The organism is Nocardia mikamii NBRC 108933 (genome assembly GCF_001613505.1).
Lineage (GTDB): Bacteria > Actinomycetota > Actinomycetes > Mycobacteriales > Mycobacteriaceae > Nocardia > Nocardia mikamii.
Map to the genome: position 1 here is coordinate 25,596 of NZ_BDCM01000015.1, position 26,170 is coordinate 51,765.

At 67.5% G+C, this 26,170-nt stretch carries 27 protein-coding genes and 1 tRNA gene; 14 read left to right on the top strand and 14 right to left on the bottom strand.

Annotated features, from left to right (window positions below; genetic code table 11):
- Nucleotides 1-14: 14 nt before the first annotated feature.
- On the bottom strand, nucleotides 15-1,289 hold the full coding sequence (locus NMI01S_RS24915; protein ID WP_063001294.1) for a phosphatase PAP2 family protein: 1,275 nt from the start codon (nucleotides 1,287-1,289) through the stop codon (nucleotides 15-17).
- 92 nt (nucleotides 1,290-1,381) lie between these two features.
- On the opposite strand from NMI01S_RS24915, the gene NMI01S_RS24920 reads away from it, so the two are divergent.
- Both NMI01S_RS24920 and NMI01S_RS35040 read left to right on the top strand, forming a co-directional pair.
- Complete coding sequence (locus tag NMI01S_RS24920) at nucleotides 1,382-1,816, top strand: hypothetical protein (protein WP_245717011.1); 435 nt, start codon at nucleotides 1,382-1,384, stop codon at nucleotides 1,814-1,816.
- A 94-nt stretch (nucleotides 1,817-1,910) separates the two neighbouring features.
- Complete coding sequence (locus NMI01S_RS35040; RefSeq protein WP_157126352.1) at nucleotides 1,911-2,312, top strand: alpha/beta fold hydrolase; 402 nt, start codon at nucleotides 1,911-1,913, stop codon at nucleotides 2,310-2,312.
- On the opposite strand, the gene NMI01S_RS24925 is transcribed toward NMI01S_RS35040, so the two are convergent.
- The 4 genes from NMI01S_RS24925 to napA form a co-directional block, all read right to left on the bottom strand.
- The gene (locus tag NMI01S_RS24925; protein WP_036506306.1) at nucleotides 2,228-3,373 is read right to left on the bottom strand and encodes a glutamate--cysteine ligase; all 1,146 of its coding nucleotides are present in this window, start codon (nucleotides 3,371-3,373) and stop codon (nucleotides 2,228-2,230) included. The two genes, NMI01S_RS35040 and NMI01S_RS24925, sit on opposite strands and share 85 nt — an antisense overlap.
- A gap of 13 nt (nucleotides 3,374-3,386) precedes the next feature.
- Nucleotides 3,387-4,076, bottom strand: coding sequence for a superoxide dismutase[Cu-Zn] (gene sodC, locus NMI01S_RS24930; protein WP_063001124.1), 690 nt, complete (start codon nucleotides 4,074-4,076; stop codon nucleotides 3,387-3,389).
- Nucleotides 4,077-4,192: 116 nt separating this feature from the next.
- Complete coding sequence (locus NMI01S_RS24935; RefSeq protein ID WP_063001126.1) at nucleotides 4,193-4,759, bottom strand: LytR C-terminal domain-containing protein; 567 nt, start codon at nucleotides 4,757-4,759, stop codon at nucleotides 4,193-4,195.
- 54 nt (nucleotides 4,760-4,813) lie between these two features.
- The gene (napA, locus tag NMI01S_RS24940; RefSeq protein ID WP_063001128.1) at nucleotides 4,814-5,188 is read right to left on the bottom strand and encodes a nucleoid-associated protein NapA; all 375 of its coding nucleotides are present in this window, start codon (nucleotides 5,186-5,188) and stop codon (nucleotides 4,814-4,816) included.
- Nucleotides 5,189-5,314: 126 nt separating this feature from the next.
- On the opposite strand from napA, the gene NMI01S_RS24945 reads away from it, so the two are divergent.
- From NMI01S_RS24945 to NMI01S_RS24955, 3 genes are read left to right on the top strand one after another with little or no spacing between them, the layout of a single operon-like run.
- The gene (locus tag NMI01S_RS24945; protein ID WP_063001130.1) at nucleotides 5,315-5,905 is read left to right on the top strand and encodes a peptide deformylase; all 591 of its coding nucleotides are present in this window, start codon (nucleotides 5,315-5,317) and stop codon (nucleotides 5,903-5,905) included.
- On the top strand, nucleotides 5,895-6,884 hold the full coding sequence (locus NMI01S_RS24950; protein ID WP_063001132.1) for an N-acetylglutamate synthase, CG3035 family: 990 nt from the start codon (nucleotides 5,895-5,897) through the stop codon (nucleotides 6,882-6,884). The genes NMI01S_RS24945 and NMI01S_RS24950 overlap by 11 nt, the downstream gene beginning before the upstream one ends.
- A 22-nt stretch (nucleotides 6,885-6,906) precedes the next feature.
- Complete coding sequence (locus NMI01S_RS24955) at nucleotides 6,907-7,758, top strand: exodeoxyribonuclease III (RefSeq protein ID WP_063001134.1); 852 nt, start codon at nucleotides 6,907-6,909, stop codon at nucleotides 7,756-7,758.
- Here NMI01S_RS24955 and NMI01S_RS24960 read toward each other — a convergent pair.
- Both NMI01S_RS24960 and NMI01S_RS24965 read right to left on the bottom strand, forming a co-directional pair.
- Entirely contained in the window at nucleotides 7,739-8,377 is a 639-nt protein-coding gene (locus tag NMI01S_RS24960) for a hypothetical protein (RefSeq protein ID WP_063001136.1), read from the bottom strand. The genes NMI01S_RS24955 and NMI01S_RS24960 overlap by 20 nt on opposite strands.
- 112 nt (nucleotides 8,378-8,489) lie before the next feature.
- Entirely contained in the window at nucleotides 8,490-10,316 is a 1,827-nt protein-coding gene (locus NMI01S_RS24965; RefSeq protein WP_063001143.1) for an acyl-CoA dehydrogenase, read from the bottom strand.
- Nucleotides 10,317-10,605: 289 nt separating this feature from the next.
- Here NMI01S_RS24965 and NMI01S_RS24970 point away from each other — a divergent pair, with 289 nt between their 5' ends.
- The 5 genes from NMI01S_RS24970 to thiC all read left to right on the top strand — a co-directional run bounded on the left by NMI01S_RS24970 (nucleotide 10,606) and on the right by thiC (nucleotide 17,581).
- Complete coding sequence (locus NMI01S_RS24970; protein ID WP_063001144.1) at nucleotides 10,606-11,232, top strand: TetR/AcrR family transcriptional regulator; 627 nt, start codon at nucleotides 10,606-10,608, stop codon at nucleotides 11,230-11,232.
- 125 nt (nucleotides 11,233-11,357) lie between these two features.
- A complete protein-coding gene (locus NMI01S_RS24975; protein WP_063001145.1) occupies nucleotides 11,358-12,566 on the top strand; it encodes a homogentisate 1,2-dioxygenase in 1,209 nt (402 codons plus the stop codon).
- Nucleotides 12,563-13,744 (top strand): fumarylacetoacetase, encoded by a 1,182-nt coding sequence (gene fahA / locus NMI01S_RS24980; protein WP_245717012.1) that lies wholly within the window; start codon nucleotides 12,563-12,565, stop codon nucleotides 13,742-13,744. The genes NMI01S_RS24975 and fahA overlap by 4 nt, the downstream gene beginning before the upstream one ends.
- A gap of 195 nt (nucleotides 13,745-13,939) precedes the next feature.
- Entirely contained in the window at nucleotides 13,940-15,733 is a 1,794-nt protein-coding gene (locus NMI01S_RS24985) for an AMP-dependent synthetase/ligase (RefSeq protein ID WP_063001147.1), read from the top strand.
- A 216-nt stretch (nucleotides 15,734-15,949) separates the two neighbouring features.
- Nucleotides 15,950-17,581: a phosphomethylpyrimidine synthase ThiC gene (gene thiC / locus NMI01S_RS24990; protein WP_063001149.1), complete on the top strand. Its 1,632-nt coding sequence runs from the start codon at nucleotides 15,950-15,952 to the stop codon at nucleotides 17,579-17,581.
- A gap of 115 nt (nucleotides 17,582-17,696) precedes the next feature.
- Here thiC and NMI01S_RS24995 read toward each other — a convergent pair whose 3' ends face one another.
- Nucleotides 17,697-18,338 carry a TetR/AcrR family transcriptional regulator C-terminal domain-containing protein gene (locus NMI01S_RS24995; RefSeq protein ID WP_063001151.1) on the bottom strand — a complete coding sequence of 214 codons (642 nt, stop codon included), beginning with the start codon at nucleotides 18,336-18,338 and terminating at the stop codon, nucleotides 17,697-17,699.
- An 88-nt stretch (nucleotides 18,339-18,426) separates the two neighbouring features.
- Between NMI01S_RS24995 and NMI01S_RS25000 the strand changes: the two genes are divergently transcribed.
- Entirely contained in the window at nucleotides 18,427-19,914 is a 1,488-nt protein-coding gene (locus NMI01S_RS25000; protein ID WP_063001153.1) for an FAD-dependent monooxygenase, read from the top strand.
- 66 nt (nucleotides 19,915-19,980) lie between these two features.
- On the opposite strand, the gene NMI01S_RS25005 is transcribed toward NMI01S_RS25000, so the two are convergent.
- Nucleotides 19,981-20,628 carry a TetR/AcrR family transcriptional regulator gene (locus tag NMI01S_RS25005; protein ID WP_063001155.1) on the bottom strand — a complete coding sequence of 216 codons (648 nt, stop codon included), beginning with the start codon at nucleotides 20,626-20,628 and terminating at the stop codon, nucleotides 19,981-19,983.
- An 87-nt stretch (nucleotides 20,629-20,715) separates the two neighbouring features.
- Here NMI01S_RS25005 and NMI01S_RS25010 point away from each other — a divergent pair, with 87 nt between their 5' ends.
- Nucleotides 20,716-21,849 carry an epoxide hydrolase family protein gene (locus tag NMI01S_RS25010; protein ID WP_063001157.1) on the top strand — a complete coding sequence of 378 codons (1,134 nt, stop codon included), beginning with the start codon at nucleotides 20,716-20,718 and terminating at the stop codon, nucleotides 21,847-21,849.
- Between the two features lie 44 nt (nucleotides 21,850-21,893).
- On the opposite strand, the gene NMI01S_RS35405 is transcribed toward NMI01S_RS25010, so the two are convergent.
- Nucleotides 21,894-22,031: a hypothetical protein gene (locus NMI01S_RS35405; RefSeq protein WP_167669933.1), complete on the bottom strand. Its 138-nt coding sequence runs from the start codon at nucleotides 22,029-22,031 to the stop codon at nucleotides 21,894-21,896.
- A 90-nt stretch (nucleotides 22,032-22,121) separates the two neighbouring features.
- Between NMI01S_RS35405 and thiD the strand changes: the two genes are divergently transcribed.
- Entirely contained in the window at nucleotides 22,122-22,967 is an 846-nt protein-coding gene (gene thiD, locus NMI01S_RS25015; protein WP_063001163.1) for a bifunctional hydroxymethylpyrimidine kinase/phosphomethylpyrimidine kinase, read from the top strand.
- A 113-nt stretch (nucleotides 22,968-23,080) separates the two neighbouring features.
- Nucleotides 23,081-24,337: a bifunctional glycosyltransferase family 2/GtrA family protein gene (locus NMI01S_RS25020; protein ID WP_245717023.1), complete on the top strand. Its 1,257-nt coding sequence runs from the start codon at nucleotides 23,081-23,083 to the stop codon at nucleotides 24,335-24,337.
- A gap of 48 nt (nucleotides 24,338-24,385) precedes the next feature.
- Here NMI01S_RS25020 and NMI01S_RS25025 read toward each other — a convergent pair.
- The 4 genes from NMI01S_RS25025 to NMI01S_RS25035 all read right to left on the bottom strand — a co-directional run bounded on the left by NMI01S_RS25025 (nucleotide 24,386) and on the right by NMI01S_RS25035 (nucleotide 26,159).
- A tRNA-Glu gene (locus NMI01S_RS25025) sits at nucleotides 24,386-24,458 on the bottom strand.
- Nucleotides 24,459-24,542: 84 nt separating this feature from the next.
- Nucleotides 24,543-24,680, bottom strand: a complete 138-nt coding sequence (locus NMI01S_RS35410; protein WP_157104452.1) for a hypothetical protein — start codon at nucleotides 24,678-24,680, stop codon at nucleotides 24,543-24,545.
- A 101-nt stretch (nucleotides 24,681-24,781) separates the two neighbouring features.
- Nucleotides 24,782-25,396, bottom strand: coding sequence for a TetR/AcrR family transcriptional regulator (locus NMI01S_RS25030; RefSeq protein WP_063001165.1), 615 nt, complete (start codon nucleotides 25,394-25,396; stop codon nucleotides 24,782-24,784).
- 7 nt (nucleotides 25,397-25,403) lie between these two features.
- Nucleotides 25,404-26,159 carry an enoyl-CoA hydratase family protein gene (locus NMI01S_RS25035; protein ID WP_063001296.1) on the bottom strand — a complete coding sequence of 252 codons (756 nt, stop codon included), beginning with the start codon at nucleotides 26,157-26,159 and terminating at the stop codon, nucleotides 25,404-25,406.
- Nucleotides 26,160-26,170: the final 11 nt, after the last annotated feature.

A 26,170-nucleotide genomic window follows, 5' to 3' on the forward strand; every position in this document is an offset into this window, starting at 1 on the left:
ACGGCCGAACACCGCTACACCGCGACCGGTTCCGCCACATACGCGGCCGGGCGCGCGAACCAGGTGCGGTAGAACGCCGACACGAATCCGGCGAACAAACCGAGCGCGATGATCCCGGCGGGCAGCGGGTACTCGGCCATCCACACCGCCAGATACCGGTAGGCGAGCAGCAGGCCGATCAGCAGTGTGAAGCCGGCGGCGACCAGCAGTGCGCGCCCCCGATCCCAGCCGCGCTCGGGGGCGCGCAACACCGACTCGACGGTCAGGGCCAGCACCGCGCCGGCCAGCAGGTCGGCGCCGTAGTGATAGCCGAAACCCAGGGTGGCCGACAGCGTCGCCAGCAACCAGAACGTCCCGGGCCAGCGCACCCAGCGGGGTGCGGGCGCACCGTCGTTGTCGCGGCGGGTGTGCAGGAAAACCGCGGTCGCCCAGGCGGTGTGCATCGAGGGCATGCAGTTGCGCGGCGTGTATCGGTCGAACGGCATCGGCGTCGGGTGGTAGTCGGTGGGCGGCACCAGATGCGGCCAATAGTTGCCGACCTGCAAACCGTGTCCGTCCGGCCCGAAGGCGAACATCGGCCCGACCACCGGGAAGATCAGGTAGATCACCGGGCCGACCAGTCCCAGCACCAGGAAGGTGCGAACCAGATAGTGCCGGGGCCATACCCCGGTGCGCACCACCTTGCGCAACTGCCAGACCGCCACCACCATCGCGGCCACCGGCAATTCGATGTAGACCCAATGCAAGACGCCGTAGACCGCCGGGCCCAGGGCGTCGATCACCCGGCCCATCACCCAGGCCGGTTCGCCGAAAGCGTGATCGGCCAGCACCAGATAGCGGTCGCGGACGTCGGGGCCGGCCACCACCGTGAAGTGCAGCCACACATCACCGATCTTGGTGGCGATGATCAGCAGCGATCCGAGTGCCGCCGCCCGCAGGGCGTTGCGTCGGCGCGTACCCTCCCAGCCGAGCCAGGCGATCAGCACCACCGCGGTGAGGGCGATGACCGCGCCGTTGCCGACGGTCAGCGGACCGCCGAGCAGCACGCGAATCGTCGCGCAGACGGCATCGACGATCACCGCCGCACCCACAGTGAGAAACCGCCACCGCCACGACAATCCGACCAGCGCCAGGGCCAGCCCCGCCCACGGCACGGAAACCGATTTGGGTGTCCCGGCGAAATCCTCCCAGAGGCTGTGCAGCGGGCCCTCGAAGTTGTTGCGCGCGGCCAGGATCTGCAACACGATCAGCAGCGCCGGGACCGCGATGACCAGCACGCGGACCCCGATGTGCGGCGACCACTTCCGGAACCGCCCACGGCGAGCGTCACCGAAGTCGGAACGCGGATCATCGAGCAGCACCCGATCATCGTAAACAGGTCATGAACGCCGCCCCTCGCGCAGCGGAAACGTCGGCGACGGATGTGATCTGTGCCATTGCCGCGGCGAGCGCTCGCCGCGACAACTTTTCCGTAAGCGATTACCAGGGCCGCGCTGCCACAGTTCGAACCATGTTCACTTGGTATGTCGCTCTGCTCGCGATCAGCGGGATCGTCATGATCGCCATGGCGTCGGTGCAGCAGGGGCAGAGCAGCGCGTCACGATCCTTCAACGGCATCTTCGGCGGCCTCTTCCTCGGCTACGCCTTCTACCTCGCCTTCCTCTTCGACGGCGGCTCGTATCTGATCTTCTTCCACGCATTCATCGTTCCGGTGACGATGGTGGTGAACTTCTTCCGCAACCGGACGCCCCGCCCGAAGCTCACCGAAACCCAGAAGGCCTGGCGCGAATTCCAGCGCGCCGGCCAACAGCGATAGTCGAAAGCCGTTGCTGCACGAAGGAACCGGTGAGTTCCGTCCCACACCGAGCAGGCCGGTGACGCGAGCCGTGCGTTCGGGCCAGACTGCACGCATGGGTGAATACGTCGACGCGGCCGGGTTGCGGACCTACTACGAGGTACACGGGGACGGTGCGTCGGTGGTGTTGTTGCACGGCGGGCTGGGGACGGCCGAGTCGTGGGGACAGCAGGTGGGCGAGCTGGCCCGGCACTATCGGGTGTTCGTCCCGGAGCGCCGCGGACACGGCAGGACCGCCGATGTGCCCGGGCCGATCACGTATGCGGCGATGGCCGTTGGAAAAGCCCGAGCTGATGAACCGGTTGCTGCTGGATTTCCTCGCCGACGAGCAGGTCGCCCGATTCCTACCGGTCGGGCACGAGGAGCGACGGCTCAGCTGTTCAGTTCCTTGACCAGCGCGTCCACCACCGCCACGAGATCGCCCTGCGCGGCGGCCGCCACTCGCCGCTGCCGTTGATACGACGCCCCGCGTTCGACGATATCGGGCACGCGCGCGAGTTCGTTCTCGCACTGCAGCAATTTCGCGGTGGGTTGCAATCGGTCCAGCAGATCCATCAGATCGTCGGTGACCAGCCGCTCGTTGCTGTCGGAGTCGGTGATGATGATCGCGTCCAGCCCGTAACGCGCTGCGCGCCACTTGTTCTCCTGCACATGCCACGGCGGCAGGGTGGGCATGGTCTCCCCCGCCTCCACCCGGCGATCCAGATCCACGATCAGGCAGTGGATCAGCGCGACGAGTGCGGAAAGTTCGAAGCGACTGGGGATTCCGTCGCATACACGAACCTCGATGGTCCCCCACTTCGGCGCGGGGCGGATATCCCAGTGCATACCGCCGAGCTGTTCGAACACACCGGTCTTCATCTGGTCGTGCACGAAGGACTCGAACTGCGACCAGTTCTCGAACTGGAACGGCAATCCGGCGGTCGGCAGCTGCTGGAACATCAGGGCGCGATTGCTCGCGTACCCGGTATCGATGCCGGCCCACATCGGTGAGGACGCCGACAGCGCCAGCAGATGCGGATACGAGAGCAGCAGTGTGTTGAGAATCGGAAAAACCTTCTCCGGATGCGAGACTCCCACGTGCACGTGCACGCCCCAGATCAGCATCTGACGCCCCCACCACTGGGTGCGGCTGATCAGCTCGTCGTAATGCTCGGAGCGGGTCAGCTGTTGCGTCGACCACTGGGCGAACGGATGGGTGCCCGCGCAGAACAGATCCACACCGACCCGGTCGGCGGCCGCGCGCACGGTGTCCATCGTGGTGTGCATCTCGTCGACCACCTCGCCGACGGTGTCGTGGACACCGCTGACCAGTTCGACCGTGTTCTTCAGCAGCTCCTTGGTGACGTGCGGCGGCCCGTTGGGCGCCCGCAGATCACCGACCTGGTCGAAGACCGCGGCGGCCGTATTGGAGAGATTGCGCGTCTGTTTGTCGACGAGCGCGATCTCCCATTCGACGCCCAGCGTCGGGCGGGGCGAGCCGTTCCAGGGAACCGTTCGAGAGCCAGCCCCACCCATGACGAATCCGCTCTTACCCGATGACGCCGCAGGCGACCCGGCCGCCCGCGTCGCCGGTTGCCAGAGTTTCGGCATCGGGCCCGGGCGCGCCACCGTTGGCCTGCAGGTAGCGGTTCGGGATGTTGCCGAAGTTGTCGGCGCCGGCGTGGATCATCAGCGCCTTGCCCTTGATCTGGTCCAGCGTCACGGCGTCGGTGGTGGTCACCAGCTTCGCGGTGCCGTCCTTACCGACCTCGAGCGAGGTCAGATCGCCGCTGGCCGGGTGGGTGTTCGCGTCGCCCACCTGCAGATGGCCACCGGCCGAGAGGAAGTTGCCCGGCGCGCCGCCGGACGGGGCGGTGGAGTTCGGCTCGCACTTGCCGTTCTGGTGGATGTGCAGGCCGTGGAAGCCCGGCTGCAGGCCGTGGGCGTCGACGGTGATCTGCAGCTTGTCGCCCGATTTGGCGATGGTGGCGGTGCCGACCTGCGCGCCCGAGGGATCCTTCAACTGCACCGACACCGAATCGCCGGAGGGCGGGGTCTGCTCGGCGCTGGTGCCGGAGTTCTCCGCCGGACCGGCGCTACCGGTCCACACCGCGGGGGTGGTCCCCTTGACGTCGCTCGACTCCTGGCTGTTGCTGCATGCGACCAGGCCGAAAGCCGCGATCGCCAGCATCGGGGTCACAGTCCGCCAGGACGGGCGACGGGTTGCGGAGGGGGCCATCGGAGAACTCCTTTACGAGTACCGAGTTTACGAGTAGTGCTGGTTGAACAGATTCCTTACCGGACAAGATGATGCCAGAGCCGTTGTGCACCGCACTGGTGGGGCTCGGTTGGGTTCTAGTTACCGGTGACGATGACGATGACGCCCGGCGGCGAGTCCGCGATTCCGGCGAAACGCGGCTCGGCCGATACGCCCAGCTCATTCGCGATCGCCTGGGCAGTCTCCCGTTCGTGCGGGGAATTTCCGTAGTAGACAGTTGTTTTCGCGATCACACCACCGGGGTAGTTGCCGGTCTCGGTGACATCGAAGCCCGCCGCGGTGAGCTGGCTCCCGGTCTTGGAGGCCAGGCCGGCGACGGTGCTGTTGTTCAGCACCCGGACCGGGACGGACTTGTCCACACCGGCCGCGGTGCTGGTCGGCGCCGCGGTGGTCGTCGTGAGCGTGGTCGCCGGGGCCGCGGTGGTCGTGGCCGCCGTCGTCGAGGGCGTCGTGGCGGCGGCGCGGGTGGTGGTGATCGGGGCGGCCGTCGTCTCGGTATCCGAGGTCTCCGCGGCAGCGGAGTCGGACGTCGAATTCGACAGCGCCATCGCGCCGAGGCCCGCGAAGACGATGGCCAGCGCGATCAGCACCATCGCGAGTGCTCGCAGCGGCGGTCCACCGGAGGGCGGATTCGGGTTGCTCACGGTGTCGACCCTAGTCGCAGGGATGAGCGAGCGCGCGCATCGGACATCCGCCGGTCAGACCTGAAAGCCCAGCCGCCGCGCCGCCCGCGATTTCTGCCGGCTGGCCCGCAACCGGCGCAGCCGTTTCACCAGCATCGGATCGGCGGCCAGTGCCTCGGGCTTGTCGACGACGGCGTTGAGGACCTGGTAGTAGCGGGTGGCCGACATCGCGAACAGGTCCCGGATGGCTTCTTCCTTGGCGCCCGCGTACTTCCACCACTTGCGCTCGAAATCGAGGATTTCCAGTTCGCGGCGGGTGAGACCGTCTACCCCACCCTCGGGGGCTACCTCGACCACCGCGCCGGAGGCGCCTTCGACCACTGCCGCGATCTCTTCGCTCGCGGAGCTGTCCTCGCTTGCGGATAGATTCCGGGCCGCTGCGCTGTCCATATCGCTCCCTCGCCGAATCAACAACGGACGACAGTCGTCGTCATTCAACCACGCGGCACACCCGTTCACCGAGGCGTCGTACGGCGTGTCGGGCCGTACACGCGGCGCCGCGTAAAGTGTGCCACCATGGCGATTCTCCCGATCCGCATCGTCGGCGATCCGGTGCTGCACAACCCGACCCGGCAGGTGTCGCAGTCGCCGGACGAGCTCGCCGGCCTGATCGCGGACATGTACGAAACCCTCGACGCCGCCAACGGAGTCGGGCTGGCCGCCAATCAGGTCGGTGAATCGCTGCGGCTGTTCGTCTACGACTGCCCCGACGCGCAGCCCGACGGTTCGGTGCGGCGGCGGCGCGGCGCGGTGATCAACCCGGTGCTGGAAACCTCCGAGATCCCCGAAACCATGCCCGATCCCGACGACGACGAGGAGGGCTGCCTCTCCGTTCCGGGTGAACAGTTCCCCACCGGCCGCGCGGCCTGGGCGCGGGTCACCGGCACCGACGAACACGGCGAGCCGGTCACCATCGAGGGCGAGGGGTTCTTCGCCCGCATGCTCCAGCACGAGGTCGGCCACCTCGACGGATTCCTCTACGTGGACGTGCTGATCGGCCGCAACGCCCGCGCCGCGAAGAAGGCGATCAAGCGCAACGGCTGGGGCACACCGGGTTTGAGCTGGGTGCCGGGCGAGGTACCGGATCCGTTCGGACATGACGACTGACCGTCCCGATATCCCGATCGGGCGCCGGGTGGTGGTGCGGTACCGCCTGCCCGAGGGTTATCCACAGCAGTTCACGGATGTGATCGGCGAGCTCGTGGCACCGGATCCGGTGCAGGTCCGCACCTCCGACGGCACCGTGGTGACCATCGCCACCGATCGGGTGGTGGCGGTGAAAGCACTGGGCCCGAGGCCGATTCGGATCGGTGAGATCCGGGCGCTGGAAGCGGCGGCTATCGACGGCTGGCCCGGGCTCGAACGGGCCTGGTTCGACGGCTGGCTGTGCAGCATCGGCAACGGGTACACCCATCGCGCGAATTCCGCTGTGCCGCTGGGCGAATCGGGTCGCAACGCCGCCCTCGACATGCGCACGCTGCACCGCATCGGCGAGTGGTACACCGAACACGGCCTGCCGCTGCAACTTCGGCTCCCCGATCGCCTGGCTCCGGTGCCGCCGGGCTGGCTCACCTGGGGCGAGACAATGGTGCTCGGCATCGATATCTCCACGTTCGTCCTGCCGCAGGGTCCGTCGATGGTCCGCATCGACGAGGGTCCGCATCCGTCGTGGCTGGAATTACACCGGCACCGCGGCGAGGACACCGTCGACGTGGCCGCGCCGCTGCCGGACACCGCCGTGCTCACCGCGGTCCGCGACGGTGAACTCGGTTTCGCCGCGCTGGGCCTGCCCACCCCGCTGGCGATCGGCCGCGGCGCCCTCACCACCGCCCCCGACGGCCGCCGCTGGATCGGGCTGAGCTGTCTCGCGGTCGCCGCCCCACACCGCCGTCACGGCCTGGGCACCCTCGTCTGCGCCGAGTTGATCAACTGGGGCTACAAGCGCGGCGCCACCCACGCCTACGTCCAGGTGGAGGCGAACAACGCCGCGGCCCTCGCGATGTACCGGGAGATGGGCTTCGTCGACCACCACAACTACCGCTACGCCGCCCCGGACCCCGACGCGGGCCGCCACCGGCGGGAGTGAACCGGCCGACTAATCTCCCTTCATGCGGTTGGCCACCTGGAATGTGAATTCGATTCGATCTCGCGTGGATCGGGTCGTGTCGTGGCTGGATCGCGCCGATATCGATGTGCTGGCCATCCAGGAAACCAAATGCCGCGACGACCAGTTCCCGGCCGAGCGGTTCGAGGAAGCCGGCTACGAGATCGTGCACACCGGCTTCAGTCAGTGGAACGGAGTGGCGATCGCCTCCCGGGTTGGCATCGACGACGTCGAGGTCACCTTCCCGGGCCAGCCCGGATTCGACAAGGACGCCGAGGCCTCGCTGCTGAGCGCGCCGGTGGTGGAGGCCCGGGCGATCGGCGCCACCTGCGGTGGCGTCCGGGTGTGGAGCCTGTACGTACCCAACGGGCGCACGCTGACCGATCCGCACTACACCTACAAGCTGGAATGGCTTGCGGCCCTGCGCGATTCCGGGGATGCGTGGCTGCGGGCCGATCCGTCGGCGCAGATCGCACTGTGCGGCGACTGGAATATCGCCCCCACCGACGACGACGTGTGGTCGCCGGAATTCTTCGCGCACAAGACGCACACCTCGGCGCCGGAGCGCGCCGCGTTCGAGGCCGTCGTGGCGGCGGGATTCACCGATGTGATGCGCCCGTTCGCCCCGGGCCCGGGTGTCTACACCTACTGGGACTACACCCAGCTGCGCTTTCCGCGCAAGGAGGGTATGCGCATCGATTTCGTCCTCGCCTCACCCGCGCTGAGCGCCCGCGCCGCCGACGCCTGCGTCGACCGTGAGGAGCGAAAAGGGAAGGGCGCCAGCGATCACGCACCCGTGGTGGTCGAATTCTCGGAGCAGCAGGCGGGGCCGGAGGTCAGCTCTGCCGGGTCTTGATGGCGTCGTGGGAGATGTAGACGTCGTAGCTGCCGGGCATCGCGATCACCGCGTTGCCGTATGCCGAGCGGATGAACGGTTCGGTGTACCAGCTGTGATCGCGCATGTCGGTGAAGAAGTCACCGTCGCCGCCGTTGAGCATGGTCTGGTGCTGACTCACCGCGGTGCCGTCGAGGCGCTGCCCGTAGAGCCGGGTCACCTTGTAGCCGGAATGGAAGCCGAGCGCGTTGACCCACGGTTCCAATTCCACGATGTCGGCCTGTAGCGCCCACAGATCGCCCTCGATCCGATAGGTCTGACGGGTCTCGTCGTGATGACCGTCGCCGTAGAGGGTGAGCTCCACATCGAGGGTATGGTCGCTGCCCGCAACGCTTTTCACGACGACGTGTGCGGCCTTCACCTCGCCGGTCAGCCCGAGGTAGGTCTGCAGCAGTGTCACCGCCCACAGCAGGACGACCGCCACCAGCAGCACCACCAGACCGCTCGCGCCGCGCCCGATATGCCTGCGCCAGCCCGCTTTCCGGGCGCGGAGGACGGCCGTGACCAGCATCGCGATCGCGACGACGAAGAGCACCGCCAGCAATGCCTGGATCCAGCCGAAGGCCATCGGGAACACCATGCCGACAGTTGTACCCGCATTCGGGTACCGCACGCGGGCGAGTCGGACACGAATACGCCACGGCCGGCCGGGATTTCCCGGCCGGCCGTGTGCGCGGTGAGAGGTCTTGCGCCTAGAAGGCGCCCTCCTCCAACCGCATGATGTCGGTGTCGAGGTTCTCCACCACGGCCCGCACGCCGCTCAGCAGCGGCAGCTGGTTCTTGGCGAACCACGATGCGACACCGACCTTTCCGGTGTAGAACAGCCGATCCTTCTCCGACGGCTGTCCGGCCAGCGCGGCCTGGGCGATCTGGGCCTGCGCGAGCAGCCGCCAGCCGATGACGAGATCGCCGACGGCATGCAGGAAGCGCACCGAACCGAGGCCGACCTTGTAGATCTCCTCCGGCGTCTGCGCCGCGGCCACCAGATAGCCGGTGAGCGCGGTCGCCATCGCCTGCACATCGGCGAGCGCGGCACCCAGCAGGGTCTTCTCCGCCTTCAGGGTGTCGGGCTCGCTCTCGGTGAACTGCTGAATCAGCCCCGCGACATGTGCCAGCGCCACGCCCTTGTCGCGAACGATCTTGCGGAAGAAGAAGTCCTGCGCCTGGATCGCGGTCGTGCCCTCGTACAGCGAGTCGATCTTCACGTCGCGGATGTACTGCTCGATCGGGTAGTCCTGCAGATATCCCGATCCACCGAACGTCTGCAGCGTCTCGGTGAGGGTTTCGTACGCCCGTTCCGAGCCGACGCCCTTGACGATCGGCAACAGCAGATCGTTGACTCGCGCGGCGGTATCGGGGTCGGCGCCGAAATTCGCCTGTGCCACATCGTCGTTCTGGTACGCCGCGGTGTACAGGTACAGCGCCCGCAGACCCTCCGCATAGGACTTCTGCAGCGCCAGGCTGCGCCGGACGTCCGGGTGATGGGTGATGGTGACGCGCGGGGCGGTCTTGTCGGCCATCTGGGTCAGGTCGGCGCCCTGGACGCGAGACTTCGCGTACTCCAGTGCGTTCAGGTATCCGGTGGACAGCGTTCCCGCCGACAGCACGCCGACCATCATGCGCGCGTTCTCGATGACCTTGAACATCTGCGCGATGCCGTTGTGCACCTCGCCGACCAGGTAACCGACCGCGGGCTTGTCGCCGCCGTAGGTCAGCTCGCAGGTGGGCGAGGACTTGATGCCCATCTTGTGTTCGAGATTGGTCACCAGCACGCCGTTGCGCTCGCCCAATTCCATTGTCTGCGAGTCGAACAGGTACTTCGGCACCACGAACAGCGACAGGCCCTTGGTACCCGGGCCGGCGCCCTCGGGCCGCGCCAGGGTGAGGTGGAAGATGTTGTCGGCGGTATCGCCGACGTCACCGCCGGAGATGAAGCGCTTCACGCCTTCGATGTGCCAGGTGCCGTCGGGCTGCTGGATCGCCTTGGTGCGGCCCATGCCGACATCGGATCCGGCATCGGGTTCGGTGAGCACCATCGTTCCGCCCCAGCGGTTTGCCCACGCGTGCTCGGCCCACCGGCGCTGTTCCTCGGTGCCCTCGCGATAGAGCACCTGATGCATGAGCGGGCCCATATTGAAGAAGCTGGCCGAATTGTTCGCCGCGACGATCATTTCCTGGATGGCCCAGATCAGCGGCGACGGGGCGTCGGCCCCACCCATCTCCTCGGGCATGCCCAGCCCGGACCAGCCGGCCTCGTTGACCGCCGCGACCGTCTTGCGCAGTGGGTCCGGCACGACGACCTCGTGCTCGGCGGCATCGAACGAGATCGGATTGCGATCGGCGTCGACGAACGACTCGGCTACCGGCCCCTCGGCCAACCGCTGCACCTCGGTGAGCATTCCGCGTGCGGTTTCGGTATCCAGATCGCCGTACGCGCCGGCCTCCAGCAACGCACCGATCCCCAACACCTCGAACAAGTTGAACTCGATATCCCGAATGTTCGCCTTGTAGTGCGACACGCTCAGGGCCTCCTCGCCATCGTGGGATGTTCTCCGTCGGAGGTTGCCGTACCCGCGTTCACTTACGCAACCGTAACCGGCCGAGACTAGAGAATACGGGGTAACTTATGTGGGCCGACCAGTCCATCCGCGATTCACTTTTCTCAATCGTGCGCCGCCTCGCGGCGATTTGCTCGGAATGTGCTCGCATTCGATATCCGCCAGCGGCCGAGCCTCGGCGCGACACCTGCCCGCCGACGACCCGATCCGACCCGCATAATCGGCCTCTACCACTGCTATCTTGTTCGCCATGGCTTCGGAATCCGCGGTACGACCGCGTCAACGGGCCCAGCATCTCGGCCCCGAACGCCGACGCCCACAGGTTCTGGACGCGGCGCTGCGCATCGCGGCGGACGAGGGTATCGCGGCCGTCACCATCGCCGCCGTGGCCGAACGCCTGACCGTGACCCGGCCGGTGGTCTATGCCTGCTTCGCCGACCGCGTCGAACTCATCAACGCCCTGATCCAGCGCGAGGAGGGGCTGCTGCTGGCCGGCATCATGGACGCCCTCCCACCGCGCCGGGTCGAGGCCGACGAGGAGGTCTTCATCGAGGGCTTCCGCGCCCTGCTGGAGACCGTCTCCAAACGTCCCGACACCTGGAAACTGCTGCACGGCAATCCCGATCCGGCGGTGGCGAGTTCGTTCGGGCGCGGGCGCAGCTTCGCGGTCGAGCGGTGCACCCGCCGGTTGCGGCCCACCCTGGAGGCGTGGGGAACCGTCGACGCGGAGCGCAAACTGCCCGCGCTGGTGGAGCTGTGGGTATCCGCCGGTGAGGGCGCGGTGCGCACCCTGGTGACCGAGGGCGACACGTGGACGCCGCAGGATCTGGGCGCCTTCGTCGGCGCGGCGGTCTATCGGGCGCTGCGCTCGGCCTGAGCGACTGCCGCGAAACCGCCGCCCGACTGGTAGATCTGCCGACCAAACCGCGCACTCTCCGGCAATCGCGCTAGCTAAAATGGAAATCGGCGTCCATTCGACCAGCGACCCGGCGGGAGAGCGGTATGGCGTTCTATCGGCAACTGGGTTCCCTACCGCCGAAGCGGCACACCCAGCATCGTGACGCACGGGGGCAGCTGCTCTACGAGGAGCTGATGGGCGAGGAGGGTTTCACCGGGGACTCGTCGCTGCTCTATCACCGCGGCCTGCCGCCGGCGATCGTCGACTCCTCCGCGTGGCGGCCGCCGAATTCGCGGACCGTGCCCAACCATCCCCTGCGGCACCGGCACCTGCGGCTGCACGAACTGTTCCCCGAGTCCGTGCTCGCGCAGACCGATGTCGTGACCGGCCGCCGCCTGATCCTCGGCAACGACGACGTGCGCATCTCCTATGTGGCGGCGCTGCGCGAATCCCCCTTGTACCGCAACGCGATCGGTGACGAACTCGTCTACGTCGAGGCCGGTTCCGGTGTGGTGGACACCGTCTTCGGGCGGCTGCCGGTACGCGCCGGCGATCATGTGCTGCTGCCGCGGGCGACCACGCATCGCTGGCGGCCGGACGGACCGGAACCGCTGCGCGGCTACATCGTCGAGGCGACCGGACATATCACCGCACCGAAGCGGTATCTGTCCGCATTCGGCCAGTTCCTGGAGAATTCGCCGTACTGCGAGCGGGATCTGCACGGTCCGGCCGAACCGCTGCAAGAGTCCGGGACCGAGGTCGAGGTGCTGGTGAAACATCGACCCGGCGGCGAAATACTCGGCACCCGAATGGTGTACGCCGATCACCCGTTCGACGTGGTGGGCTGGGACGGTTGCCTGTATCCGTACCGGTTCAATATCGCCGATTTCGAACCGATCACCGGCCGCGTGCACCAGCCACCCCCGGTGCATCAGGCCTTCGCGGGCGCCAACTTCGTGATCTGCGATTTCGTGCCCCGCAAGGTCGACTACCACCCGCTGTCGATTCCGGTGCCCTACTACCACTCCAATGTCGACTCCGACGAGATCCTGTTCTACTGCGGCGGAAACTACGAAGCCCGCCGCGGGTCCGGGATCGGACCGGGATCGGTCTCGGTGCATCCGGGCGGATATGCGCACGGTCCGCAGCCGGGCGCCTACGAACGCAGTATCGGCGTGGAATTCTTCGACGAACTCGCGGTGATGGTCGACACCTTCCGCCCGCTGGGGCTCGGCGAGGGGGCCCTGGCCTGCGAGGATCCGGACTATGCGTGGACCTGGTCGGGGCGCGGGCCGAGTTCGGAGCGAGCGTGACCGCGAGGGTGCGGTTGAACGTGGCCGACGATGACCCGTTCGGACCGGACAACCTGCCCTACGGAGTCTTCGCACCACCCGGCGGGCCGTTCCGCGTGGGCGTCCGGCTCGGCGCGTATGTGCTGGATATCGCTGCGCTACTGGAAGATTCGCGCTTCGCGCAACCGACTGTGAACGACTTTCTCGCTCGAGGTCCGGTCCACTGGCACACCGTGCGCGAACGATTGCGGGAAGCCGCGCGCGCTCCGCTGCCCGCCGAAGCGATTCATTCGCTGGATTCGGTGCGGCTGAAGTTGCCGATTTCCATCGGCGACTACGTGGACTTCTACGCCAGTATCGACCACGCCACCCGGCTCGGCGGGTACCTGCGGCCGAACGGTGAAGCGCTGCTGCCGAATTGGCGTCATCTGCCGGTCGGCTATCACGGCCGCGCGGGCAGCGTGATGGTCTCGGGCACGCCGGTGATCCGACCCTGTGGGCAGCGCCGGACCGACTCGGGCGCACCGGAATTCGCGCCGTCGGCGCGGCTGGACATCGAAGCGGAACTCGGCTTCGTCGTCGGCCTCGGTTCCGAGGTCGGCACGTCGATCGCGGTGGACGACTTCGCCGATCACGTCTTCGGCGTGGCGCTGGTCAACGATTGGTCGGCCCGCGACATCCAGGCGTGGGAGGGACAGCCGCTCGGCCCGTTTCTCGGCAAATCGTTCGCCACCTCGCTGGCGGCGTGGATCACTCCGCTCGCGGCGCTGGAATCCGCCCGGATCGCGGTGCCGGAGCAAACACCCGAACCGCTTTCCTATCTACGGGGACACCAGGATTGGGGATTCGACATCGACGTGCGGGTGCATTGGAACGGCGTGCCCGTGAGCGCGCCACCCTATCGCGCGATGTACTGGTCCGCGGCGCAGATGCTGGCCCATCTGACCGTCAACGGCGCCGGCACCCGGCCCGGCGATCTGTTCGCCTCCGGCACGATCTCGGGACCCCGGCGGGACCAGAGTGGGTCGTTCATGGAACTGTCCGGCAACGGCGCCCACCCTGTCGATATCGGCGGCTGTGAGCGGACCTTCCTCGCCGACGGGGATACGGTCCTTCTCACCGCGACGGCCCCTGGCCCCGGCGGCGCGCGAATCGCGTTGGGCGAGGTCAGCGGCGAGATCCTGCCCGCTCGCCGCTGATCGGCGGTGGGCACCTTCCTGGCGTCACAACCGGTCGGCCGTCGCTTCGGACGCGCTCGCGCACGGTAGCCGGGCTCACTTACGACCGAACGCAACTGTGCGGCGAGACTATAATGTGATAGGCATCACAGCACGCTTTCCCAGCCTGTTCAGCGCGGTGAACGTCATCGGCAGCGCGGCTTATGAGGAGCAGCTATGCGCGAATACAGCCTGCCGGCCCTACACGAAGTTCCCCCCGGCGCCACACTCGGCGACCTCGTCCACCGCAACGCCGAACAGTATCCCGACGTCGCGGTCATCGCTCGAAAACGCGACTCCCGATGGGAAGACCTGACCGCGGTCGAATTCCTCGCCGAGGTGCGGGCGGCGGCCAAAGGCCTGATCGCCACCGGTATCGAACCGGGCGACCGGGTGGCGATCATGTCGCGCACCCGGTACGAGTGGACACTGCTCGATTTCGCCATCTGGTGTGCCGCGGCCGTCACCGTTCCGGTGTACGAGACGTCCTCCGCCGAACAGGTGCAATGGATACTCTCCGATTCGGGAGCCGTCGCGGTGATCACGGAAACCCCCGCGCACACGGCCGTCGTGGGCAAGGTGCAAGAACAGGTGCCCGATCTCGCGCACATCTGGGAGATCGAGGCGGACGCGGTCGCCACCCTCGCGCGAGCCGGCGCCGAGGTCACCGACGCGGCGCTGGACGAACGGCGGTCCGCGATCGCGGCGGACTCTCTCGCGACCGTCGTCTACACCTCCGGCACCACCGGCCGGCCCAAAGGATGCCGGATCACCCACGGCAACTTCCTCGGCGAACTGAGCAATACGACCGCACGCCTGCCGCAACTGTTCCGCACGGGAGAGTCGTCGGTCCTGCTGTTTCTGCCGCTGGCCCATGTGTTCGGGCGGATCGTCGAGGTGGCCGCCGCGCTCGTGCCGATCAAGATCGGTCACGTCGGTGACGTCAAGAACGTCACCGACGAGCTGGGAACCTTCCGGCCGACGTTGATCCTCGGCGTACCGAGGGTTTTCGAGAAGGTCTTCAACGCGGCACGCACGCAGGCGCAGTTGACGCACCGGGGCCGGATCTTCGACATCGCGGCCGATACGGCGATCGCCTACAGCCGCGCCTCGGACAACGACCACATCCCGCTGGGACTGCGCTTACGCCATCAGCTGTTCGACCGTCTGGTGTATCGCAAACTGCGGGCCGCGCTCGGTGGCCGGGCCACGCACGCCCTCTCCGGCGGTGCTCCCCTCGGCGAACGGCTGGGGCACTTCTTCCGCGGCGTCGGTTTCACGGTGCTGGAGGGTTACGGACTGACCGAAACCTCCGGAATCGCCACCTTCAACCCGGACGACCGGCCGAAGATCGGAACCGTCGGCCAGCCGGTGCCGGGCACCACGGTTCGCATCGATGACGACGGCGAAATCCTGCTGCGGGGCCCCCAGATGTTCCCCGGCTATTGGAACAACCCCGTGGCCACCGCGAACACCTTCCGCGACGACTGGTTCGCCACCGGCGACATCGGCTCACTCGACGACGAGGGCTACCTCTCCATCACCGGCCGCAAGAAAGAACTCATCGTGACGGCCGGCGGCAAGAACGTCGCCCCGGCGGTGATCGAAGACCGCATTCGAGCCCACGCCATCATCGGCGAAGTCGTGGTCGTCGGCGACGCCAAACCTTTCGTCACCTGCCTGGTGACCGTCGACAGCGAGCACTTCCCGATCTGGAAGCAGTTGCACGGCAAGCCCTCCGAGGCCACCGTCGCCGACCTCGGTTCCGACCCGGAGCTGCTGGGCGCGATCCAGGCCGCCGTCGACGACGGCAACGCGGCCGTATCCCGAGCCGAGGCGGTCCGGAAGTTCAGGCTGCTGCGCACCGAATTCACCGAGGCCAACGGCTATCTCACCCCGTCCCTCAAGCTCAAGCGCAACGTGGTCCTGCGCGACTTCGCCGACGAGATCGACGCACTGTATTCGACGTAGCGGGGCCGGTTCGACTACCGAGTCCGATTCAGGGGCCGATCGCGGTCCCGGTGACGCGCCCCACGGTCGCGCGGTACCCTCGGCCGGGTACCACATCGTGCCAACGGGGGCTCGCACCAGCGGGCTGAGAGGACGGCTAGCCCATTCGGGCGGTTCAGGGCCGTCGACCGTACGAACCTGACCGGGTAATGCCGGCGTAGGGAGGATTGAGTTCACATGTCGTCGAACCATGTCACCACCGGCCCCATCGCGGGCAGCGCAAAGCACTACGAGCAGATCGACGCCGACGGGACGACGTTGCGCATCCCGGTCCGCCGGATCAACCTGACCAACGGCGAGCACTTCGACGTCTACGACACCTCCGGCCCGTACACCGACGATTCGGCCACGATCGATCTGGAGGCCGGACTGCCGAAGCTCCGCGCCGGCTGGGCCGAACCGGACGTGCCGGGACCACGTACTCAGCTGGCCTGGGCGAGAGCCGGGGCGATCACCGCCGAGATGCGGTATATCGCTGCGCGCGAGGGTGTTTCGCCGGAACTGGTTCGCGACGAGGTGGCCGCCGGCCGGGCCGTGATCCCCGCCAACCACAACCACCCCGAATGCGAGCCGATGATCATCGGCAAGAAGTTCGCGGTGAAGATCAACGCCAATATCGGCAACTCCGCGGTCACCTCCTCGATCGCCGAAGAGGTGGAGAAGATGGTGTGGGCCACCCGCTGGGGCGCCGACACCATCATGGACCTGTCCACCGGTAAGAACATCCACGAGACCCGCGAGTGGATCCTGCGGAATTCGCCGGTACCGGTCGGCACCGTGCCGATCTACCAGGCGCTGGAGAAGGTGAACGGCGATCCGACCCAGCTGACCTGGGAAATCTATCGCGACACCGTGATCGAGCAGGCCGAGCAGGGCGTCGACTACATGACCGTGCACGCGGGGGTGCTGCTGCGGTACGTCCCGCTGACCGCCAAGCGCGTCACCGGCATCGTCTCGCGCGGCGGTTCGATCATGGCGGCATGGTGTCTGGCTCACCACCAGGAATCGTTCCTGTACACCAACTTCGCGGAACTGTGCGAGATCCTGGCGAAATACGACATCACCTTCTCGCTCGGCGACGGGTTGCGGCCCGGTTCGATCGCGGATGCCAACGACGAGGCGCAGTTCGCCGAACTGCGCACGCTCGGCGAGCTGACCAAGATCGCGAAATCCTATGGCGTGCAGGTCATGATCGAGGGCCCGGGCCACGTCCCGATGCACAAGATCGTGGAGAACGTGCGGCTCGAGGAGGAGCTGTGCGAGGAGGCGCCGTTCTACACGCTGGGCCCGCTCGCCACCGATATCGCACCGGCCTACGACCACATCACCTCTGCCATCGGGGCGGCGATCATCGCACAGGCCGGCACCGCGATGCTCTGCTACGTCACCCCGAAGGAACATCTGGGGCTGCCCAATCGCGACGATGTGAAGACCGGCGTGATCACCTACAAGATCGCCGCCCATTCGGCCGATCTCGCCAAGGGACATCCGCGCGCGCAGGAACGCGACGACGCATTGTCCAAGGCGCGCTTCGAATTCCGCTGGCACGACCAGTTCGCGCTGTCGCTGGATCCCGACACCGCGCGGGAGTACCACGACGAAACGCTGCCCGCCGAACCTGCCAAGACGGCACACTTCTGCTCGATGTGCGGTCCGAAGTTCTGCTCGATGCGCATCTCCGCCGACGTGCGCGAGTACGCGGAGAAGCAGGGGCTCACCGACGTGGAGGCCATCGAGGCCGGTATGGCCGAGAAGTCTGCCGAATTCGCCGAGGCCGGCGGAAAGGTCTACCTGCCGGTCGTGTCGTGACAGCGAAAGCTGTTGTGCCGTAACGGCGCTGCCGTTGCGCTGCGCGCGCCGACGCCGCCCGCCGCCAGGGTGCGCGTCGGCGCCGCAGATGTGCCGCCGGCCCGCGGAGGCCGGCTCATCGCTCGATGTTCGCGAGCGTCCGGATGCCGGTGAGGATCACGCGAACACCGTGGTCGAATTCGTCGTCCGGATCGACGGCGGACAGCTTCGTGACCAGATTCGCCGTGCGCGGAAAACGATCGGGGTCGACCGCCCGGTCGATATGCGCATAGGGATTGTCGGCGCCGTAATCCGCACCGGTGCGCGCCTGCTCCTCGATCACGAATCCGACCGTGTAATGCAGGACGATCGGGAAGACCCACCCGGCCTCGTCGGCGGAGAAACCCGCGTCCTCCAGCGTGCGTAGGGTCAATTCCATGGTGCGCCACATGGATTCGTCGCTGACGTAGGTGCCGGCGAGCAGTCGCCCGCCGTCGCGGTGCCGCAGCATCGAACTGCGCAGGCGCCCGGCCAATTCGGCGATCCAGTCCTGCCAGGTCTCGCCCCGGCGCGGTCCCTCCACGCGGTCGACCGCGGCGGCGAAGACCGCGCGCGCCATCACATCGAGCAGTTCCTGCTTGTTCTTGACATGCCAGTAGAGCGCCGGCGCCTGCACATTCAGCGCCGACGCCACCTTGCGCATGGTCAGGCCGTCGAGCCCGGTCTCGTCCAGCAGCTCCAGCGCGGCCGCGCCGATGGCGTTGGCGTCGAGTTTCATCGCACCTCCCAGTCGATTGCTTGACAGCTTAACAATGTTCTGGTGTCCTTAACGACGTTAAGGGTTTAACAATGTTAAGGAGCGGGTCGTGCAGACAACGGATGTAGTCGTCGCAGGTGGCGGGCCTACCGGGTTGATGCTGGCGTACGAATTGCGGCTGGCCGGGGTCGCCGTGGAGGTACTGGACGCGCTGCCGGCGCGCACCGGTGAATCCCGGGCCGGAGGTATCCACGCGCGCACCATGGAGATTCTCGATCAGCGCGGTCTGCTCGACGACCTCCTGCGACAGGGGCGCACACTGCCGCGTGGCCATTTCGGCGGACTCCCGCTCGACTTCGGCGATTTCCACACCCGCTTCCCCTACACCCTGGCGGTGTTGCAGTCGGTGATCGAGCGCGAATTGGACCGCCACGCGACGGCGGCCGGCGCGCCCGTGCAGTGGGATTCGCCCGTCACCGGATTTCGCCAGGACGATTCCGGGGTGGAGGTCGAGGTCGGCGGGAGTCGTCCCCGCCGGATCCGCGCCGCCTACCTGGTCGGCTGCGACGGCGGGCGCAGTTCGGTGCGCAAGCTCGCGGGCATCGGCTTCGACGGCACGGACGCGACGGTGACGGGAATGATCGCCGACGTCGAACTCGCCGCTCCGCCCGCCGAGCTGTTCTTCGGCGCCCGCGGCGCGACCGGCGACTATTCGGTGATCCAGTTCGAGCCCGGGTGGTACCGGTTGATCGCCCAGTGCCACGACCGGGTGCGCGAACGTGGCAGCGCATTGACCTTCGACGAATTCCGCGGCGCGTTCACCGAACTCGCGGGCACCGATTTCGGCATGCACAGCCCGCGGTGGGTCACCCACTACGGCGATGCCGCCCGGCAGGCCGATCGCTACCGCGTCGGCCGGGTGTTCCTGGCGGGCGACGCCGCGCACATCCATTTCCCGGCCGGGGGCCAGGGCCAGAATCTGGGGCTGCAGGATGCGGTCAATCTGGGCTGGAAGATCGCGGCCGTGCTGCGCGGCGACGCCTCCGACGCACTGCTGGACACCTACGAATCCGAACGCCATCCGATCGCCACGCGTGTACTGCGGAACACGCGCGCCCAGACGGCGCTGTCACGGCCCGGTGCGCACGTGGACGCGTTGCGCGACAGCATGTCCGACCTTTTCGACATCGACGAGGTGCGCCACCGCCTCGGCCTCATGATCACCGCCCTGGACATCCGCTACGACTGCGGGGACGAGCATCCGCTGTGCGGCCGACGCGTGCCGGATGCCGATATCGCGACCACCGACGGGCCCACCCGCGTGCACGAGCTGATGCGTTCGGGACGTCCGATTCTGCTGGTGCGCAACGCGGCCGAGATTCCCGATATCAGCGATCGGAAGGATCGGGTGGACATCGTGTGCGCCACGGATCCGGCCACCGAATGGATCATCCCCGGATTCGGCCCGGTTCCGGCGCCGGTGTACACCCTCATCCGGCCGGACGGGTATATCGCTTGGGCCGCAAGCACTTCCACCACCGAGGGGCTGCACACCGCACTCCGCGCCTGGGTCGGCCCCGCTTCGGCCGACCGGTGATCCCCCAGCGGCCGATCACCAGGCGCACCCAGGCCACTCCGGCGACAGCAAGCCGTGACGTCGCCGCTACTTCCGGGGTTGCCAGCGGGCGACGAAATCATCGGGTTGCGGTGCGGGGCCGGGGAGTTCGCCGGAGGTGCGCAGTCCGTCGAGCAGTAGAGCGAGTATGCGGTGACGCAGCTGTGCGGTGCGAGTGGCATCGGGGAGGATGATCGCGGCGCAGGCCTCCAGGACCAGGCTGAGGTCGGCGATCGTCACGCCGTCGCGGACGGCGCCGGAAACCTGTGCCCGGCGCAGGATTTCCTCGTTCAGCTCCGCGGAGCGCCGCACCTGAGGCGCGAACGATTCGTCCGGGGTGAACGTGCCGGCCAGTCGCACGGTCAGCGAATGCACATCGGCGTCGACCACCCGGCGCAGGAATTCGGCGAGCACGCCGGCGTCGGACGCCGACTCGAGCGCGGCCTCGGCCTCGGCGTTGTAGCGGCACAAACCCTGGTAGCAGAGCGTGCGCAGCAGCGCCTCCTTACTCGGATAGCGGCGATACAGCGCGCTGATCCCCACGCCGGCTCGTTCGGCGACGGCCGAGATCGGGGCGGTCGCATCGGCGAGGAAGACCGCGCGAGCGGCATCGAGGATGATCCCGTCGTTGCGCGCGGCCTGCGCCTTGCGGCCGGGAAGCGCCTGGTGAGCTGGGGCGTCGGCTGATTTCGGCATGGTTTCAGCCTAGCACTTGAAACGGAAGGATCCGTTCTGATACGGTTCTAACAGAACGAAACATTCCGTTCCACAAGGGAGACGATCATGACCATCCGCCCGTTCCACATCGACATCCCGCAGGACCGCCTCGACGACCTCGCCGATCGGCTGCGCCGCGCGCTGTGGCCGGACGAGCTGCCCGGCGTCGGCGACGCCTACGGCGTACCGGGCGATCGGGTGCGCGCGCTGGCCGAGTACTGGCTGAACGAATTCGACTGGCGGGCAACGGAAGCGCGACTCAATGCGTATCCACAGTTCCGCGCGGAAATCGACGGCGAGGACATTCACTTCCTGCACGTCCGCTCCTCGCGGCCCGATGCGCTGCCGGTGATCCTCACCCACGGCTGGCCCGGCTCGGTGCTGGAGTATCTGGATGTGATCGAGGCGCTGACCGAGCCGGAATCACCCGCGGATCCGGCCTTTCACGTGGTCCTGCCCTCGCTGCCCGGCTTCGGATTCTCCGGCCCCACCCGCAGTACCGGCTGGGACACCCAGCGCACCGCCCGCGCCTGGGTGGAGTTGATGGACCGGCTCGGTTACCAGCGCTTCGGCGCGATCGGCAACGACGGCGGGTCGATGATCTCCCCGGAGATCGGCCGGCTGGCCGGGGATCGCGTCGTGGGAGTCCACGTGACGCAATTGTTCTCCTTCCCCACCGGCGATCCGGCCGAATTCGAGGGACTGTCCGAGGACGATATGGGGGCGCTGGCGCACCTGCAGTGGTTCCAGGACAACAAGATGGCGTTCAACATCCTCTGCAGCCAGCAACCGCAGACGCTGGCCTACGCCCTCAGTGACTCACCGCTGGGCCTGTTGGGCTGGAACGCACAGCTTTTCGGCGAAGGCCTCGACCCGGAATTCGTGATCGGCAATATCGCGCTGTATTGGCTCACCGGCACCGCGGGTTCCGCGATCCGGTTCTATTACGAGAACGCCCACGCCGCCGGGCGGCCGAGCGAGCCGACCACCACCCCGACCGCATTGGCCATGTTCGCCGGAGATTTCCGGTCGATCCGCCGCTTCGCCGAGCGCGATCACAAGAACATCGTCAGCTGGAATTCCTACGATGCGGGGTCGGTGACCGGTGGGCCGAACGACGCGGCCGGCCACTATGCCGCGCACGAGGCGCCCGCGGTACTGGTCGGCGATATTCGGCGGTTCTTCGCACTGGTGGGATGAGTCCCGGGCTGCTGAGCAGTCGCACCGGACTGCTCAGCGCGGGCCTACCGGTGCTTCTTCCCTTCGAAAGTGGTCTCGACACCCGACTGGGTGACACCCTTGGCCTTCTTCTCCGCTCGCTTCTCCTTGAGCGACTTTCCGGACTTCTTGGACATCGTGCTGCGCGGAGATTTGTCGGACATAAGGTCCTTTGTTTGCAGGAACTGAATGATCCTGATATCTCGACCGTACGCGGTGCGCGTCCGATCCGGGTGCGTCGTAGGGTCTGATTCGTGAAATTGCTGCCGTTGCCGGAACCGGGCGCGACCCCGGTCCGGGTGCTGACCATCGCCGGAACCGACTCCGGAGGTGGAGCGGGTATCCAGGCCGATTCGCGGACCATGGCGTTGCTCGGTGTCCACGCGTGCGTGGCCGTGGCCGCGGTGACGGTGCAGAACTCGGTCGGCGTCAGCGGTTTTCACGAGATTCCGCCGCAGACCGTCGCCGATCAGGTCCGCGTGGTGACCGGCGATATCGGGGTCGCGGCGGCCAAGACCGGCATGCTGGCCTCGACCGCGATCATCGAAGCGGTGGCCCGGGTCTGCGACGAGGTCGGTATCGGACGCGACGGCACGGCGCCACTGGTGGTCGACCCGGTGGCGGCCTCCATGCACGGCGACCCGCTGCTGCACGCGGAAGCCCTGGACGCGCTGCGCTCGGTGCTCATTCCGCGCGCCACGCTGGTGACCCCGAATCTGGACGAGGTGCGGCTGCTCACCGGAGTCGTCGTCACCGACGACCGCAGTGCCCGCAAGGCCGCCGAGGCGCTGATCGCCCTCGGCCCGCGCTGGGCCGTCGTCAAGGGCGGCCATCTGCGCTCCTCCGAATTCAGCACCGATCTGCTGTTCGACGGCGACCGCTTCCACGAACTCACCGCACCCCGCATCACGACCGGCAACGATCACGGCGGCGGCGACACCCTGGCCGCCGCCTCCGCCTGCGCCCTGGCACACGGCTACCAGGTGCCCGAGGCGGTGGCCTTCGCCAAGGAGTGGACCACGCGCTGTCTGAAGGATGCCTACGACCTCGGCGCCGGCCACGGCCCGGTGTCGCCGCTGTGGCGGCTGCGCGAGAACTGAATTCGGTACCCGACCAGGTCCGGACGAATCGGCGCGCTCCCAGGAAGCTCACAGGCCGGGCGCAGCGCTGCCCAAGGCTGATACCCGAAATTGGGATCATGACCGAGACAGCGATGGCGTTCCAGGCGGCCACCACCCCCGACTCGGCGCGCACACCGGTGCTCGAGGTCGTGGTTCCTGTGTACAACGAGGAGCGCGATCTCGCCGGATGTGTCCGCCGGCTGCACGCGTTCCTGCGTGACGGTTTCCCGTTCTCGACTCGAATCACGGTGGCGGACAACGCATCCACGGACTCCACGCTCGCCGTGGCGCACGAACTCGCCGGGGAGCTGCCCGAGGTCGAGGTCGTCCACCTCGACCGCAAGGGCCGCGGACGCGCGCTGCGCGCGGTGTGGGAGGCCTCCGACGCACAGGTCGTCGCGTATATGGACGTCGACCTGTCCACCGACCTCAACGCCCTGCTGCCGCTGGTGGCCCCGCTGGTCTCCGGACATTCCGATCTGGCGATCGGCACCCGGCTGGCGAAATCCTCGCGCGTGGTGCGCGGCCCCAAGCGCGAGATCATCTCCCGCTGCTACAACCTGATCCTGCGGGCCTCGCTGCAGGCCCGGTTCTCCGACGCCCAGTGCGGCTTCAAGGCGATGCGCACCGATGTGGCGCGCCGGATCCTGCCGCTGGTCCAGGACGGGGAATGGTTCTTCGACACCGAACTGCTGGTGATCGCCGAACGTGCCGGACTGCGCATCCACGAGGTGCCGGTGGACTGGATCGACGATCCGGACAGCCGCGTGGACATCATCGACACCGCCCGCAAGGATCTGCTCGGCGTGTGGCGGGTGGGCCGCGGGCTGGCCACCGGCGCCCTGCCGATCAACGAACTGCGCGCCGCCGTCGGACGGGAACCACTGGTGGACGGGGTGCCGCTGGGCATGGTCGGGCAGCTGGTGCGCTTCGGCATCATCGGTGCGCTCTCCACGCTGGCCTACATGCTCCTGTATGTGATGTTGCAGTCGGTGGTCGGCGCCCAACCCGCGAACTTCGCCGCCCTGCTGATCACCGCGGTCGCCAACACCGCGGCGAACCGCGCCTTCACCTTCGGCGTGCGCGGCTCGGGCAACGCGGTCTCCCATCACTTCCAGGGTTTGCTGATCTTCACCTTCGCCTGGCTGCTGACCAGTGGTTCGCTGTTCGCGCTGCACCGGTGGGCGCCGGACGCGTCCGTGCACGTGGAACTGCTGGTGCTGGTGGTCGCGAATCTGGTGGCGACACTGACCCGATTCGTGGGGCTGCGCTGGGTCTTTCGCAACGCGGTCGCCGGCAGCGGCGTCGAGGACATCGCGACGGCACCGGCCTCGACGGAAACGCGGTGACCGAAACGGCAATGCCCGCCCCGAAGAGGGCGGGCATTGCCGTTGTCGTAGCCCCGACGGGATTTGAACCCGCGCTACCGCCTTGAGAGGGCGGCGTCCTAGGCCGCTAGACGACGGGGCCGAGAACTGCGCTCCGGCAACCGGAGCCCGGTCAGCTTATCGGTCCCGGGCGACGGCACCAAATCGGGTGCTCACATTCGCGGTCTCAGAAAGGCCGCCCCTGGATGAGGCCGAAGATTCCGGCGATGAAGAACAGTGGGATGAACAGCGCGGTCGCCACCGGATCGCCGTTGAGATACCCCTGCCGGATACCTTCCAGAGCTGCCGCAGAACCCGAATCCATGATCGATTTCCCCTCGCTCGATATCTGATGAATATGTCCGATTACGCTAGCGCAGCCCAGCGGCCTTCCCATCAGCGCTGTTCCCACCAGCGGGCGTGAGGTCAGTGCGGGGTGTGCAGTCCCATGTGCAGGGTTACCGCCCACTGGTGCACGATCTGCTTGCGGCGCACCGAGTCGTCGGTCAGGACGTCGGCCAGCCCCAGGCCGCGGGCCATGTCCAGGGTGGCCTGCACCAGGTGATGGGCGACCGGATCGGAGTCGTCGACGCCGAGCGCCTCGACGGCCAGGCGATGGGAGACGCGGCCGAAGTGCGCCTCGAGCGGGACGATGCGTTCCCGCAACACCGGATCCGCCGCGGCATGGGTCCACACCTGCAGCGCCGCCTTGAACAGCGGAGTTGTATAGGACTCGACCAGCTGCGCCACCACCGCCTCGGTGCGGCCCACACCCTGCGCCACCTCGGTCACGGCCGCCGCCTCGGTCTTGGCCTGTGCCATCCGGGTGTCGAACATGTACTCGAGGGCGGCGGTGATCAGATCTTCGCGGGTGGGGAAATGATGTTGGGCCGCCCCGCGCGAGACCCCGGCCCGTTCGGCGACGACCGCGACAGTGGCCGCCGCCCAGCCCATATCGGCCAGACAGTCGATGGTCGCCTCGAGCAATCGCTGACGGGTGGCCCGGCTGCGGTCCTGCTTGGGTTCGTGCGATGCGGTCATGATCGGTTCATTCTGCCCAGCTGGGTGGGCGACGCTGGAAGAAGGCCGTCATCCCCTCGATGACCTCGGGCGTGCCGAAGAAACTGCCCGAGCGTTTGGCCAGCTCATCGGCGGTGCGATCGAATTCGGCGACGAGGGACGCGTTCACCAGCCGCTTACTTTCGGCCAGCCCCTGCGGGGACCCCTTGCGCAGTTCGCCACACAGCCGGGCGACCTCGGCGGCGGCATCGTCGGCGGCGACGGTGATCAACCCGATGCGCTCGGCCTCGGCCGCGTCGAAGGTCTCGCCGGTCTGGTAGTAACGAGCGGCGGCCCGGGAGGTCAGTCGCGGCAGCAGCGTGAGCGAGATCATGAACGGCGCCAGGCCCAACCTCGCCTCGGTGAGCGCGAAACTGCTCGACGGTCCGGCGACCGCGATATCGCAGGCGCCGACGATACCCATTCCGCCCGCGCGCACATTGCCGTCGATCTGCGCGACCACCGGTTTGTGCAGTTCCACGATGCCGCGCAGCACGTCGATCATCCATCCGGTGCGGATGTCGGCGGCCGCGGCCGGATCGGCGTCGAGAGCTTCCTTGAGGTCCGCGCCGGCGCAGAACGTGTTACCGCTGTGAGTGAGGATCACCCCACGGGCCTGTTCGTCGGCCCCGCCCTTGCGCAGTCCGTCGAGAAGTTCGCGAACCAGCTTCGAGGACAACGCATTCCGATTGTGCGGTGAATCCAGCGTGAGCACGGCGAAGCCGTCGCGCAGGTCGTACCGCACGAAAGGCGTTT